Here is a 13578-nt window from a genome sequence, read left to right as displayed (position 1 = left end):
CAGTTTAGTGGGGCACTTTCATCGCGACCTCGCAGCCGCTGGGTCCCGACCGAATGGTCGCGGTGCCGCCGTGGCGCTCCAACCTCTCAATAATGGAATGTTTCACGCCTTGATGCCCTTCCGGAATTGCCGCAAGGTCGAATCCGGTGCCGTGATCGCGCACGAAGCATTCCACCGCGTCTGTCCCGATTTCCAGATAGACCGAAAACGGAGGCTTCCCGTGGCGAGCCGCGTTTGTCAAGGCTTCCCGGGTCGCCGCCACCAGCGGCTCGGACCACGGTCCCGGAACCGCGTCGCCCACCGTGACCGTGTCCAAAACCACTCCGTAGCGGTCCTCAATTTCGCCGGCCAGCTCCTTGATAATTTGGGACAGAGATGCGTCCGCGTGGCCCCGATCTTCGTAAAGCCAAGAGCGCAACTGACGTTCCTCGGCGCGGGCTAGTTTCGCAACTTCCGGGGCATCGTCGGCCCGCGCACGAATCAGCGCGAGGGTTTGCAGCACTGAATCGTGCAGGTGAGCGGCCATATCGGCGCGGACAGTTTGGCGAGTCTGCTCGGCCAAAGACGCCTTGTAAGACATCCAAAACCGCGCCCAAAGCGGCAAAACGGCCAAGCTCAACACCGCGAGGACTACTAGGGTGATGAGTCCCCCACGCAGTGCGTCCCCCAAGCTTATGGTTCCGGAAAATCCGAACATGACCGCAAAAATCACCAGGAGGGCTCCCGGAATGGCAAAGCCCAGGAATCGCCCCATTCGCAACTCGTTCAGAGATGCCCCTGCCGAAGCCCCGACCCAGATGAGGGTAATGCCGGTGATGAGGATGACGATTGCAATGAGGGGACGTAAATCGCTCATGATTTTCGGGCCGGAATAGGCACCAAGTACGGCTATGGTAATCAACCCCAGTGCCAACAAAATTGCCGGAACCGTCACGTTTTGCCAGCGGTCATTGCTGCCAAAATGCCCCTTGAGCTGCGCATTAGGATTAGCCAGCCGTGAATCTCCGGTAAATGGCATCCCCGCCTCGACCCCGGGGTTTCCCCGTGGCACAAAAATCCACAACCAGGCGTAGAGCAGAATGCTGACCCCGGTGGGGGCTAAAACCACCAAGATTAGCCGTACCAGCCACAGCGGCATTCCCAGATGCAGCGCCAGCCCTGCGGCTACCCCAGCCAAAACCCCGTCTTTACCGGACGGGACCGTCCCGGGTAGCGGGCGGCGTAGCGGAGGGCGCGCGAGGGGGGCTGCATCAAACGTTGCCATAAATCCAGTTTGCCACGGTTTCACGGGGCTTCGCCCCACTTAAGGGATTAATCAGGGACAAATCAGGGATAACCCCCATAGCCGCCGGGCGCGACAGCGGCAATGATGGAAACATGGACGAAAACATGAACCCAGAACAAACAACAGACTCAGTTCTGCCCTCCGGAGGTGAGACTTCCCACGGGGGCGAGACTGCCGGAGGGAACGCGACTGCGAACGTTTCCGCGGCTGCCGGGGCGGCCCCCTCTAGTTCCGCGGGCCCCAACGGAGCAGGTAATGCCGGTTTTAACGCTCCTCACCAGGGAACCCCTAACTCACAGGCACCTAACCCAGGAGCGTCGTATCAGGGCAACTCGAACTACGGCTCCGGGGGCTACCCTGGGTCGGGTAGTTTCCCGAACAATGGCACAAACTATGGAACAGCGGGCATGGGAGGCTACCCCGGAGGCCCGGATTCCACCGGACAGGCGTGGATGCGGTCGAATAACCGGGTTATTGGCGGAGTTTGTGCGGGAATTGCCTCACGCCTGAACATCGACCCCGTAATTGTGCGCGGTTTAGCAGTGGTCGGTTTGCTGTTCTTTGGATTCATTCCCCTGCTTTACGGGGCGCTGTAGCTGTGGATGCCTAGCCAAACTACCGGACGCAGCTTGTGGACCGATTGGCGCGCCGGCTTACCCAACCAAGGCGGTGGCGTCGCCGGCTCGATTCTGTTGATGTTTTTCGGGGCGATGCGGATGCTGCCCCAAGGTATTTTCCTGTTCAACATTTTTGACATTTGGGACGGCGGGAGCGATTTCGGAGATATGCTCGCTGTCTTTTTCATACTACTCATGGTTTTGTGCCTACTGCTGGCGCCCCTAGCCGTGGTGGTGCTGGTCATTGTTCACTTTGCGAACCGGAACAAGGCCGGTGCTCTGCCAGCCGTAAACACTTACGTTCCCGGTCCCACTGGCTTCGTTTCCACCCCCCAGGCAGCCGCGCCTGCCGGATCAACTCCCGCGGATGGCATTCACAATGACTCCGCTTTCCCCGAAGCACCCACCACTGGCTTTACCCCGCCAACCACCGGCTTTGCGGCGCCCGCCACCAACTTTGCGGCTCCAAACCCGAGCTTTACCGTCCCCGCTGCTGGCTTCGCAACTCCCACCAGTACCACCTCGACCGGGTCTGCTCAGCCGGCGGGTATTCTGGCGCCACGCATTCCCGGACCGAGCCGCACCCTCAGTCTCACCGTCGGCGGGTTAGTCCTGCTGTCGATTTTCACCGGCATCCTGCTGCCCCTGTTAGGGGTACTTGATCCGCTAAGCTCTGGGCTTTTGATTGTCGGTCTGATGACGATGGTGCTGGGAGGCGGCATGCTGGTGACAGCTCTGCAAAAGCGACGGACGGGCTGGCTCGCCGTCGTCACTCCGCTGGTGATTTTGTTCGTGACGCTGCCTCTGGCAACAGTGGGAATGTCCGTGATGCCCCAGCTGCGCGAGCTGCGTTCCAGCATCGACTGGGGCGATCTTCCCGAAACATTTAACTACCAGAGCAATGATTTACGCCCCGGCGATGAACTCAGCGCCCTGCGGGGCAGCGCGGACATCGACCTGCGTGCCACCACCCCGGGGAAACCCATCAAAGTCAATTTGGCAAACGGGAATGTTTCGATTTATACGCTCCCGGAGCAAAACGTTGACCTGGAAATCAACTTAGCCCAGGGCAACGTGACGACTTCCACCCTGAAAGACAGCAAATGGGACATGAGCGAAACCTTTTTACAGTCCTCATCCGTTGAAAAACACCGTCCGCAATATTTCACTATGGACGGCAATCAGCGCGTGGAGTTCGTGGATCGGACCAAGGAATATGAGGCCGCAAACATCAGTCTGGGCAGTTCGGATGTGACGAAACTAAAAATTCGCCACGATGTTCCGCTATCTGACGGCTCGCGAAACATCGAGACGAAACCCCAAACCATCGAGATCAACCTGGCACACGGAACCGTGTCGCTCTATGAACGTCCCCCTGTGGATTTATGGAACGGGGCGGTGCTACCTGACGGGCATTTCTTGGTCAACTATGTGTTGAATGGCCGGGATTTGATGACTGCCGATTTGGAAGAATACAACAGCACCGAGGTCGGCTCTGAAAACGAAAGTAGCACCGCACTCCGAGAGTTTCGCCGCCGTGCCGTGTCCGGGAACGGAACTATCGAGATTAATAAGCCCGACGGAATTGAGGGTGAGCCTATAGCACTGGGCGGACAAGACGTATCTGAACTGAACATAGACAACACATTAACCCTCGCTGACATTCATGCAGGCAAGGCCGGTCCGTGGAAGGACATCAACCAAGACGGGTTTAACGACCTGTTCCAGCCCGGTGGCAGCAAGTGGAAACCCGGCGATAACCTGTTTGACCCCGTAAACGGAACCCCGCGTTCCTCCGGAATGCCCAACGGGACACCGAGCATACCAGCCACGCCGATTCCTCCGGATACACCCACGGCACCTTCCCCGTACCAAGCCCCCAGCATTGAGAACAATTAACAGGTGACAACTATGGAAAACACAACAGAAACCATCTCCCTCTCCCCCAACTTGGAGCCAGAGAAAACACCGGAACCACCCTTGGAACCCCGCCGTGAACATCGCAGCCTGGCCGCCATCGCTTTCAGCGTGGTATTTATCCTGATTGGGTTGATTGTTTTCGGGTCCGCCCTGGGCGTCGTGGTGTCGCTGTGGGCGCTGATTTTGCTGATATTCGGGACCTCTGGAGTCGCCTTGCTCATCAGCGCCCTCGCGGAATACCGCCGCTAGAGAGCGGAGGTTAGCGTTGCGCGCGCAGCCCGGCGGTATCGAAAGAGTCGCGCCCGTCTGCCTGCAGCGCTTCCAGCGGATAGTTATGCTTGAACTTCGACCAATGCCGCTGGGTGGAAATCCACACATAGAGACGACGCCGCAGGTATCGCAGGGAAAACTGCCTTTCTGCCGGGGCCAGCAACGGATTAAAGACCTGGCCCGCCCGGTGCAGCGACTGGACTTGGCGGCGCACCTGACCCGTCGTGTATTTCAAAATCAGCCGTATCGGCAGCACGGTATAGAGAATCGTGTCAAAGTGTGTCGCCGGCTCCGTGGGCTGGCGGTAGATGAGGTCATTAATCAAAGCTGGTAGCGGATTGTTTCCGGCAGCAGTGTTGTAATACAGGTTCCGGCCGATACGGGGGTTGACCTCAAAGAAATAGGCCTCGCCGGTAGCACTGTCTACCTTGACATCAAAGTTTGCGAACCCGTGCCAGCCGATGCCGGTCAGGAAATCACTGGCTTGACGATACAAATCCGGGTAGCTTTCCGTAATCATCGCGGCAGGATTGCCCAGGGCGGTCGGGACATGGTCTTCCAGCAGCACATGAGCCGACCCCAGGAAACTAACCCGTTTGTCCGCGTCCACGTACACCGTAATGGACAGGTTGTGTGTGTCATTTCCGGATACCCGCGGCTGGGCCACGAATCGGCGCGCGTCCGGGTTCCCGGCAGTATGCGTTTCCAGTTCCTCTAGAATCGCTTGCGCCCGGCGCGGATTGTCAGCTGTATAAACCTTAGATTTGCCCGGCCAAGACAGCCGTTCGTAGCCGTAGGACTGGCACGGCTTGATAATCAGCGGGTATTTGTCCCCCAAGGTTTCGGTGATGGCATCCATCAGCGCGGTCGTTCCAGCATCAAGATTGAGCTCCAGAGTAGTGGGAACTCGCAGCCCGTGCTTTTCCGCAGCCTGCGCGAAATGCGCCTTGTCATTGGTCAGTTCGATGACATCCACGCTGGGGAAGGCAAAACGATAAAACGGAGACAAACGGGAGGCATTTTTCTGGATGTTTACCACGTGGGTATCTTGGTTCGCAACCAATACCAGCGGGGTGTCCGGGTAACGCGCCACCAGTTCGGGACCCATCTGAACGAGTTTTTCAATAAATGCGGCATGGTTCCGGTCCGCAGCGCTCTCGTCAACAGGAATGACCTTTAACAATCGGGAGTGACGAATCGGCCCCAGCACCATAGAAGTGACAACTAGGGGCTTTACGTGCCATTTCTCATAGAAAGAGCGTACGTAACCATACGTTCCAATGTCGCCGGAGAGGACAATTGGCAAAAACGGCGCGCCAGACGTGCCAGCTGGGTTCATTGATAATCTCCTTTAGCAGGTGACCCGGCGAGGGAATATCCCCCGCCGAGCCACCAGAGCTTTCAACAGCGGGACTCTAGGAGAAGTCGCGATCGTCCTCGCTGCGGGCACGATGCGTCCGACGCCGAGCCCGCTCCCGCGGACGGCGCGGTTCGCTGCTATCACGCGGATCGCGGCGTTCACGGTCGCGCGGGTCGGGCGTCTCAGAAGTTTCGCTTTGTTCAGATCCCGAATCCGCGGCAGTTTCGCCGTCCTCATCGTCCACCACCGCGTGCAGGGAGAGCTTGCCGCGCTGGTCGATTTCGGCTACCTCGACCTGAACCTGCTGGCCGACCTGGAGCACGTCCTCGACGTTTTCCACACGTTTGCCGCCGACCAGGCGACGAATCTGGGAGATATGGAGCAAACCGTCCTTGCCGGGGGTCAGGGAAATGAACGCCCCGAAGGTGGTGGTTTTCACCACGGTACCCACGAAACGTTCGCCGACCTCGGGCATCTGGGGGTTCGCAATCGAGTTCACGGCGTCACGAGCGGCTTCCGCGGCCGGACCGTTATCCGCCCCGATGTAGACGGTACCGTCGTCCTCAATGGTCAGTTCAGCGCCGGTATCCTCTTGAATCTGGTTAATCATCTTTCCTTTCGGGCCGATGACCTCACCAATCTTGTCCACCGGAATATTCACGGTGAGGATACGCGGAGCGGTCGGAGCCAGTTCATCAGGTCCGTCGATAGCGGCGTGCATCACGTCCAGAATCTTTAGGCGAGCGTCGCGGGCTTGACCCAGGGCACCCTTCAAAACGTCGGCGGGAATGCCGTCAAGTTTCGTGTCCAGCTGCAGGGCGGTAATGAAGTCCTTGGTGCCGGCGACCTTGAAGTCCATGTCACCGAAAGCGTCTTCCGCGCCCAAGATGTCAGTCAGGGTCGCAAACTGGGTGCCGTTTTCGCCCGGTTCGCTCATCAGACCCATCGCGATGCCGGCAATCGGGGCGCGCAGCGGCACGCCAGCGTTCAGCAGGGACAGCGTAGAGGCGCAAACTGAACCCATCGAGGACGAACCGTTCGATCCCATAATCTCGCTGACCTGGCGAATCGCGTAGGGGAACTCCTCGCGGGCCGGAATGACCGGCTCCAGGGCCATCTCCGCCAGGTGTCCGTGACCAATCTCGCGGCGCTTGGGGGAACCGACCCGACCGGTCTCACCGGTGCAGTAGGGCGGGAAGTTGTACTGGTGCATATAGCGTTTGTGCGTCAGCGGTGACAGATTGTCCAACTGCTGTTCCATGCGCAGCATATTCAGCGTGGTCACACCCAGAACCTGGGTCTCACCGCGCTGGAACAGAGCCGAGCCGTGAACCCGGGGTAGCACCTCGACCTCAGCGGATAGAGAGCGGATGTCCTTCAGCCCGCGTCCGTCGATACGTTTGCCTTCGTGCAGCACCCGGGCACGCACCAGCTTCTTTTCCAAAGCCTTAAAGGCGGCCTTCAGTTCCTTTTCCTGTTCCTCGAACTCGCCGCCTTCCACTGCGAGCTTCTCGATGGCGGTATCGCGGATTTCGGTCTCGCGGTCCTCCCGAGTCAGCTTGTCAGCAATCTGGATAGCCGCGGTCAAATCGGTTTCCACCTCGGCTTTCATCGCCTCAAAGTGGTTGTCCTCGTAGTCGGGGAACAGCGGATATTCTTGGGTTTCCTTGGCAGCCTTGGCGGCCACTTCGGATTGGGCACGGCACAGTTCCTTAATAAAAGGCTTGGCCGCGTCCAGCGCACTGGCCACAACATCCTCAGTTGGAGCCTGTTTGCCCTCTTGAATCAGATCCCAGGCGTACTCGCCACCGCCGGCTTCCACCATCATGATGGCCACGTCTTCTTCGGGAGTTCCCTCGTTGACGACACGACCGGCAATGACCATGTTGAACGTGGATTGTTCCATCTCGGGGTAGGTCGGGAACGCCACCCACTGCCCGTCAATCAGGGCCAGGCGGGTGCCGCCGATGGGTCCAGAGAAAGGCAGACCAGCCAGTTGGGTCGCCATCGAGGAGGCGTTAATCGCCACCACGTCATAAGCGTGGTCGGGGTGGATTGACAGGACGGTGTCGACAACCTGTACCTCGTTGCGCAGCCCTTTTACGAAGGCCGGACGCAGCGGGCGGTCAATTAGGCGAGCCGCCAGGATAGCCTCGGTACCGGGGCGGCCTTCCCGCCGGAAGAACGATCCGGGAATGCGTCCCGCAGCGTATTGCTTTTCCTCAACGTCTACGGTCAAGGGGAAAAAGTCGAATTGATCTTTCGGTTGCTTACCAACCGTGGTGGCTGCGAACACAACGGTTTCCCCATCCAGGGTGACCATTGCCGAACCGGCAGCCTGTTGAGCCAAAAGGCCCGTTTCAAAGCGCAGGACGCGCTTGCCAAATTTACCATTGTCGATGACGGCTTCCGCCGCCGTGATTTCGGGTCCCTCCAAGGGAGCCCCCTCTCTTTGTTCAGCGCGGCGGTCATCGATCGAGGCCCACTGGGCCGGTTCTCCGCAAACCTCACCGGACGAACCAGGACACTTGCGGCAGTCCAGGAGGCCACTACCGAGGACCGATTAGCGCTGGATTTCCTACATATACCAGCCGGAAAATACCGGCATGAAAAGAAAGCTGACCGGATATCCGGCCAGCTCAGTTGCTATTTACGCAAACCGAGGCGCTCTTTGAGGCTGCGGTAGCGTTCAATGTCGACGTCCTGCAAGTAGCCCAGCAGACGCTTGCGCTGGCCGACCAGCAGCATCAAACCACGACGGGAATGATGGTCATGTTCGTGAGTCTTAAAGTGCTCGGTCAGGTCCTTGATCCGCTTGGACAATAGGGCGATTTGCACTTCGGGGGAACCAGTGTCCCCGGGATGAGTCGCGTATTCGTTGATGATTGCTTGCTTTTCTTCCTTGGTCAGTGCCACAGGTTCTCCTTAGGTTAACTCGTTGCGCGCAGCGCCCAGGCTTTTCCTGGAGCATCGGTAGCGCGGCCGACATGACGGCTGTACAAGTTTAGCAAAAAGCAACAACTCCCGCGAATTCCACAGATTTTAGACGGACGCCGCTGTCAGCGCTTTACAGATTCATAAGATATGTCCGCATCACTCGGAGTCTAACCCCGGGGCGGCATCGGTTTATGGACAAGCGCGTTTTCACGCGTCGGTGCTCAGCACTATTTTTCCCAAGGGTCGGGCGGTGCTTTTTGCCAGGTACTTATGGGCGCGTTTTGCCTTGGAAAACGCCAGCGTATAGGCGATAACTGGACGAATCCGCTGCTCCTGGACTAGGGGCCACACGTGTTCCCCTACGGCACTCACCAACCGGGCTTTGGCCTCAACATCAAGACCGCGAATGGCGGAACCTTGAATCCGCGCCGATTTGGTTAAGACCTGGCCCAAATCCAGCTGGGCATGACGCCCCTTCTGCAAGCCGATAATGTTGAGGATTCCATGTTTGGCAAGTAGCTCCAGGTTCCTTTCCAATCCCCCGGCTCCGGATACGTCCAGAATCAGGTCAAAGCCGTGGCCATCGGTGAGTTCCTGTTTCATCCCCAGCAATTCGTCGGGATTGTGATAGTCCGCGGCAGCGTCCGCACCCAAAAGCGTCAATTTGTGGCACCTGTCGAGTTCCCCAGCGGTAGTTCCCACCGTGGCCCCCAAAGCCTTGGCCAACTGCACCGCCACGGTACCCACCGCCCCCGAACCGCCTTGAATCAACACGAAACGTCCTGCCCAGGAGTCGCTCGGGAATCCCAAGTCCACCAGGTTGTGCCAGGCCGTTACCGCTGCTTCCAGGAGGGCAGCCCCCGCGATGTAGCCATTGAGACGCCCCGCTATAGGCAACGGCAAAGCTAAATCCACGTTGGCGGCACAGAACTGCGCTTGTGCGCCGCCCTCCACCAGAGCCACCGCGGCGCGACCCAGCCAAGCTGAGTCAACGCCTGGCCCCACCTCCACGACCGTCCCGGCAGCCTCCAGCCCGAGCGTCTGCGGTGCCCCGGCAGGGGGCGGATAATGGCCCGCCACCTGCAGCAAGTCCGCCCGGTTCACTCCCGCGGCCGACACTTCAATGAGAATCTGGCCGGCACCGACCTGGGGACGATCTGCCTCGACCAGAACCGGCACGCCGTCAACGCCCTGAATTGCCCACATGAAAACCCCCTTGCCTCAGAGTCTAAGTCTAAGGCAAGGGGGTGGTGATGAAGTTATCCGCTGAGAGAATGCGAAAGAGTCCCGAGTCTAGAGGTTGTAGCCGATATAGGCTGCCGTAGCGTGGGGACTAGTGGTGGGCAAGCTCACATCGGTAGGCCAATACAGGCTATGACCTGCAAATGTCACCGTGGTCTCACCTCCATCGTGGAGACGCCACGGATTCAAATCAGCTCCCGAAGTACTGTCCAGAATGCCAACGATTTTGGCTTCGCGAGCGTCAGTGGGTGTGCCGACTTCCAGCTCAGAGGCATGGGGGATATCAAATACCGCCGGTTCATCCAGAATCATGACCACATACTCCGTTCCTGAAAAGATCTTCTCCAATTCCGGCACATCTTTGCCCTGTTCCAGCCTGATTAGTTCTTTGGCGGAGAGAACCCGAATGACACCGGTTAAGACACTGGCTTCAGAATTGTTGACAATCTGGGGATCCCCCGGACCGTCCGCACCTAAACCAACACCGGCTGCCATAACCACAGTGCTCTGCGGCAACACACCTTCTCCTCCAATAAACACAATCTTGTTAGCGCCCATAGACACGATTTGCTGGAAAGTACCTGCACCACCGGGAGGTGTCAGCAGGATAAAACCGTCCTTCGCCGCACCCGCCACCATCGCGTCCTTCAGTGCGATTCCGGAAGCTACGTAGGCGACCGTTCGGGCGAGATCAGTTGCGGCAAACTTGGCGATTTCAAAAGCGGTCGCATAACGGTTTGCTCCCGCAAAACGTTGGGTTGCCGCACCGTTCGCAACTGTTTGGAGTACCGCGTCAGGAACCGCGCCCGGCCCACCCAAAGCCACCAGTTCCGCGCCAGCCGGCTGGTCCGCCGGCATCCGCATCGCAACGAACTGCTGTGCGGCACTGATGCTGGCTTCGTTCGTGTAGGTGATGATGGGACCGTCACGCAGCACCGAACCGGCGACCGCATCAGGGGAACCGGAACCGGCGTTTTTGGTCAGATACATGCGGTTGGTGGGGCCGTTTACCTGTATCCAGCGGTCAGCGATAGCCCGGGCGGTCGCATTGCGGTCAGAGCCAGCCAGGCGTTCTACATTTTCTGCGCCGCAGGTTTGCCGGGCTTGCTGGGCAATGCTTTCAGGAACTGCGCCCGGTCCACCCAAGATTACGATGTGGCCGGGTTTGACCCCGCCGAGGTTCAGCTGTTTCCCATCGGTGAGTACCACCGGTCCGTCCCCGATAGTCGCCGCCGGTAGGGCATCCACCGGGTTACGGTTCGCGGCCACATAGACCACCGGCCAGTTCGTCCCCCAAGTGTGCTTGGCTACCGCCAGGGAGGTTTCCACCCCGCTGGGCCCCGCCAGACGTTCATAGTTCAACCCTTCTGCCTGGGACTCGCTGACGGCAACCAGGGTCATCATCGCTAAAGTCAAGGCTCCCACGGTGCCGGAAATGGATCCGCGCTTTACCCATGTCTGCATGTCTGTACCTTTCCGTTGAAACAGTCGTGACCCACTCAGCCTATTGAGGCACTTTTGGTAACTGAACACCCAAAAGGGTTAAAGCCCCGCCCCTTACCCGGTTGGCGCGCAGCGCCGAGGTCGGAGCGGATAGCGTCATGCTAAGGTTGAGGAGTGCAAATACTTCGTGACAAACCGTCAAGTTTCGGCCCGAGTATCGTGACCATAGGTACTTTTGACGGCGTTCACACCGGACATAAACGAATCATCGAGAAAGTCGTGGCGCTGGCTCACGAGCGCGAGGCGACCTCTGTTGTGTTGACGTTCGACCCGTTGCCTCGCCAGGTTCACCACCCCGACCCCAAGAATAAGTTGATTTGTTCCCTGCCGGACCGACTGACCCGCATCGAACAGCTGGGGGTGGAGACGACCTGGGTCCAACAGTATGACCTCGATTTTGCCGCCCAGTCCCCCACCGAGTTCGTCCGCGACTACCTGGTCAACCCCCTGCATCCCCTGGTGGTCGTCATTGGGGAAGATATGCATTTCGGATCCAATAACAGCGGAGACGCTCAGACTCTGCGGGAATTGGGGAGAGAATACGGGTTTGCAGTCGAGACAATCCCCAACATTGTCGACCCGATTTTTGGACGCCGCTGGTCCTCGTCTTGGGTGCGCGAACTGCTGGCTCAAGGCCGGGTTGACCAGGCCGCTTATGTGTTGGGGCGAGCCCATTCGGTGCGCGGCACAGTCATTCACGGCAAGCGGCGCGGGCGCAAACTGGGATTTCCCACCGCTAACCTGGACGCACAGTTCGTGGAGGCGATTCCCGCCGATGGTGTTTACGCGGGTTGGCTGCGGATGCCTTACCCACCCCACTCGGAGAGTCCGACTTCCCTAGAGGTGGTGCCCGCCGCTATTTCGGTGGGAACTTCCCCGCATTTTGGCGACGTGGGGCGTACCGTGGAAGCCCACGTTTTAGGGCGCGCAGACTTGGATTTGTACGGGGAAGAAGTCGTGGTCGAATTCGTGCATCGGATTCGCGACAACCTGGCTTTTCATTCATTGGACGCACTGTTGGAGCGTATGGATTGCGACCTGCTGGAGACGGCCGTGGTCTTGGGGGTTCCCAAAGCTCAACGCATCACTCCCGGAGCAGTCACAGCCTGAGTGTGGCGGAATCATCAGGTTGATTTGGTATAAATGTTTCATGGAGCACAGAGACGTCACCCGCAGAATCAGCCAGATTGTCGCCGCATCCCTGCTGGTGATGGGCGGAACCTGGGGGCTGTCGGGTTGTGAGGGTGCCTCCGGAAAATCCGCTGCCACGGAAATTCCCACCAAACCATCCCTTTTGAACGTCAAACCACAACCGACCACAACGCAGCCGCCGGACATCACCTTTACCGTTGCGGCCACGGGCGATGCTCTGACCCACGATGCCCTCATGCCCGATGTGTCTCGTGATGCCGCGGGAAACACGCACTTTACGAATCTGATGGCTGGCATCAAACCGTTTCTCGAGGGGGCTGACCTGGCGATTTGCCATCAAGAGATTGCTTTTGCCCAGGACGGCGCCCCTTACCAGGGGTTTCCCAATTTTGCTATGCCTACAGGCTGGGCTCAGGATATGAAAGATTTGGGCTACGACGGCTGTTCCACCGCTTCCAACCACACCACTGACCAGGGCATCGAGGGCGTCTACCAGACGCTCAATGTGCTGGAAAAAGCCGGCATGGGAGCCACCGGTTCCCGGCGCAGCGCGGAGGAAAAACCTTATCAGATGTACAGTTTGACCAAAGACGGTCGCACCATCAAGATTGCTCACCTGTCCCTGGCTTGGGGAAAGCTGGGCGGAATGCCCTACATCAATGAAAAACCGTGGCTGGTCAACGTTGACAATATGAGTGAAATCCTCACCTGGGCGGCCCAGGCTCGCCAGGAGGGCGCCAATGTAGTCATTTTGTCCGGCCATAACGGGCTGGAATATGAGTTGCAGCCCTCCGGCTGGGCGCGCCAATGGGCACAGGAAGCCGCCGCAAGTGGGCTGATTGACCTCTATATCGGTCATCATCCGCACGTTCCCCAGGGCATTGAGAAGCTGCCCGGCGGCGTGGACGGCAAAGGTATGTGGACGTATTGGAGCGTGGGGAATGTCATCTCGGATATGCGCCCCCTGACCACGATGCACACGGATTCGGAACAAATCGCCTGGGCCACGATTAGGGTTCCAGCTCAGGGCAATGCCGAAGTTATCTCTACCCAGTGGGTAGCAATCGGGCTGGAACCAGATTCGCATATGGTGGTACCGCTAGCTGCGGCGGCGCAGGGGCAAATTCCCCCCGGCAGCGCCATGAGTGCGAGCAAGGCCGCACAGTACCGGGGGTTTTTGCAATCCCTGGTGGGTCCCGAAACTCCTGAACTTACCGAGCCGCCCGCAGGGCCCTCCCCTGCCAAAGTTGAAGCACTACCTAAGCAATAGGTGTCTCGATTGCTTCTGCATA

The 13578-nt window shown here is 58.7% G+C and carries 11 protein-coding genes; 5 read left to right on the top strand and 6 right to left on the bottom strand.

Annotated features, from left to right (window positions below):
• Positions 1-4 precede the first annotated feature (4 nt).
• On the bottom strand, positions 5-1264 hold the full coding sequence (locus tag Q0V70_RS01770; protein WP_297587626.1) for an ATP-binding protein: 1260 nt from the start codon (positions 1262-1264) through the stop codon (positions 5-7).
• Between the two features lie 113 nt (positions 1265-1377).
• Between Q0V70_RS01770 and Q0V70_RS01765 the strand changes: the two genes are divergently transcribed.
• From Q0V70_RS01765 to Q0V70_RS01755, 3 genes are read left to right on the top strand one after another with little or no spacing between them, the layout of a single operon-like run.
• Positions 1378-1881, top strand: a complete 504-nt coding sequence (locus Q0V70_RS01765; protein WP_297587623.1) for a PspC domain-containing protein — start codon at positions 1378-1380, stop codon at positions 1879-1881.
• A gap of 6 nt (positions 1882-1887) precedes the next feature.
• Positions 1888-3801, top strand: coding sequence for a DUF3488 domain-containing protein (locus tag Q0V70_RS01760; protein WP_297587621.1), 1914 nt, complete (start codon positions 1888-1890; stop codon positions 3799-3801).
• Between the two features lie 12 nt (positions 3802-3813).
• Entirely contained in the window at positions 3814-4071 is a 258-nt protein-coding gene (locus tag Q0V70_RS01755) for an MFS transporter (protein WP_297587620.1), read from the top strand.
• Between the two features lie 10 nt (positions 4072-4081).
• Here Q0V70_RS01755 and Q0V70_RS01750 read toward each other — a convergent pair whose 3' ends face one another.
• The 5 genes from Q0V70_RS01750 to Q0V70_RS01730 all read right to left on the bottom strand — a co-directional run bounded on the left by Q0V70_RS01750 (position 4082) and on the right by Q0V70_RS01730 (position 11095).
• On the bottom strand, positions 4082-5431 hold the full coding sequence (locus tag Q0V70_RS01750; protein ID WP_297587619.1) for an ATP-grasp domain-containing protein: 1350 nt from the start codon (positions 5429-5431) through the stop codon (positions 4082-4084).
• A gap of 76 nt (positions 5432-5507) precedes the next feature.
• On the bottom strand, positions 5508-7889 hold the full coding sequence (locus tag Q0V70_RS01745) for a polyribonucleotide nucleotidyltransferase (protein WP_297587617.1): 2382 nt from the start codon (positions 7887-7889) through the stop codon (positions 5508-5510).
• Positions 7890-8098: 209 nt separating this feature from the next.
• A complete protein-coding gene (rpsO, locus tag Q0V70_RS01740; protein ID WP_297587615.1) occupies positions 8099-8368 on the bottom strand; it encodes a 30S ribosomal protein S15 in 270 nt (89 codons plus the stop codon).
• Positions 8369-8596: 228 nt separating this feature from the next.
• The gene (locus Q0V70_RS01735; protein WP_297587614.1) at positions 8597-9595 is read right to left on the bottom strand and encodes a zinc-binding dehydrogenase; all 999 of its coding nucleotides are present in this window, start codon (positions 9593-9595) and stop codon (positions 8597-8599) included.
• A gap of 87 nt (positions 9596-9682) precedes the next feature.
• Positions 9683-11095: a cell wall-binding repeat-containing protein gene (locus Q0V70_RS01730; RefSeq protein WP_297587612.1), complete on the bottom strand. Its 1413-nt coding sequence runs from the start codon at positions 11093-11095 to the stop codon at positions 9683-9685.
• Positions 11096-11248: 153 nt separating this feature from the next.
• Here Q0V70_RS01730 and Q0V70_RS01725 point away from each other — a divergent pair, with 153 nt between their 5' ends.
• Both Q0V70_RS01725 and Q0V70_RS01720 read left to right on the top strand, forming a co-directional pair.
• Positions 11249-12244 carry a bifunctional riboflavin kinase/FAD synthetase gene (locus tag Q0V70_RS01725; protein WP_297587610.1) on the top strand — a complete coding sequence of 332 codons (996 nt, stop codon included), beginning with the start codon at positions 11249-11251 and terminating at the stop codon, positions 12242-12244.
• 40 nt (positions 12245-12284) lie between these two features.
• Positions 12285-13556, top strand: coding sequence for a CapA family protein (locus Q0V70_RS01720; protein WP_297346622.1), 1272 nt, complete (start codon positions 12285-12287; stop codon positions 13554-13556).
• The last annotated feature ends 22 nt before the right edge of the window (positions 13557-13578 follow it).

The organism is uncultured Mobiluncus sp. (assembly GCF_947087965.1).
Classification (GTDB): Bacteria; Actinomycetota; Actinomycetes; order Actinomycetales; family Actinomycetaceae; genus Mobiluncus.
The sequence above is the reverse complement of the archived record's forward strand: the minus strand, read 5'-3'. Positions and strand labels throughout refer to the sequence as shown.

What these genes read in the sequence shown, in the direction of transcription:
- Q0V70_RS01770 (WP_297587626.1), bottom strand. Translation starts at nt 1,264, where the DNA reads ATGGCAACGTTTGATGCAGCCCCCCTCGCGCGCCCTCCGCTACGCCGC.
- Q0V70_RS01730 (WP_297587612.1), bottom strand. Translation starts at nt 11,095, where the DNA reads ATGCAGACATGGGTAAAGCGCGGATCCATTTCCGGCACCGTGGGAGCC.
- Q0V70_RS01735 (WP_297587614.1), bottom strand. Translation starts at nt 9,595, where the DNA reads ATGTGGGCAATTCAGGGCGTTGACGGCGTGCCGGTTCTGGTCGAGGCA.
- Q0V70_RS01765 (WP_297587623.1), top strand. Translation starts at nt 1,378, where the DNA reads ATGGACGAAAACATGAACCCAGAACAAACAACAGACTCAGTTCTGCCC.
- Q0V70_RS01720 (WP_297346622.1), top strand. Translation starts at nt 12,285, where the DNA reads ATGGAGCACAGAGACGTCACCCGCAGAATCAGCCAGATTGTCGCCGCA.
- Q0V70_RS01755 (WP_297587620.1), top strand. Translation starts at nt 3,814, where the DNA reads ATGGAAAACACAACAGAAACCATCTCCCTCTCCCCCAACTTGGAGCCA.
- Q0V70_RS01760 (WP_297587621.1), top strand. Translation starts at nt 1,888, where the DNA reads ATGCCTAGCCAAACTACCGGACGCAGCTTGTGGACCGATTGGCGCGCC.
- Q0V70_RS01750 (WP_297587619.1), bottom strand. Translation starts at nt 5,431, where the DNA reads ATGAACCCAGCTGGCACGTCTGGCGCGCCGTTTTTGCCAATTGTCCTC.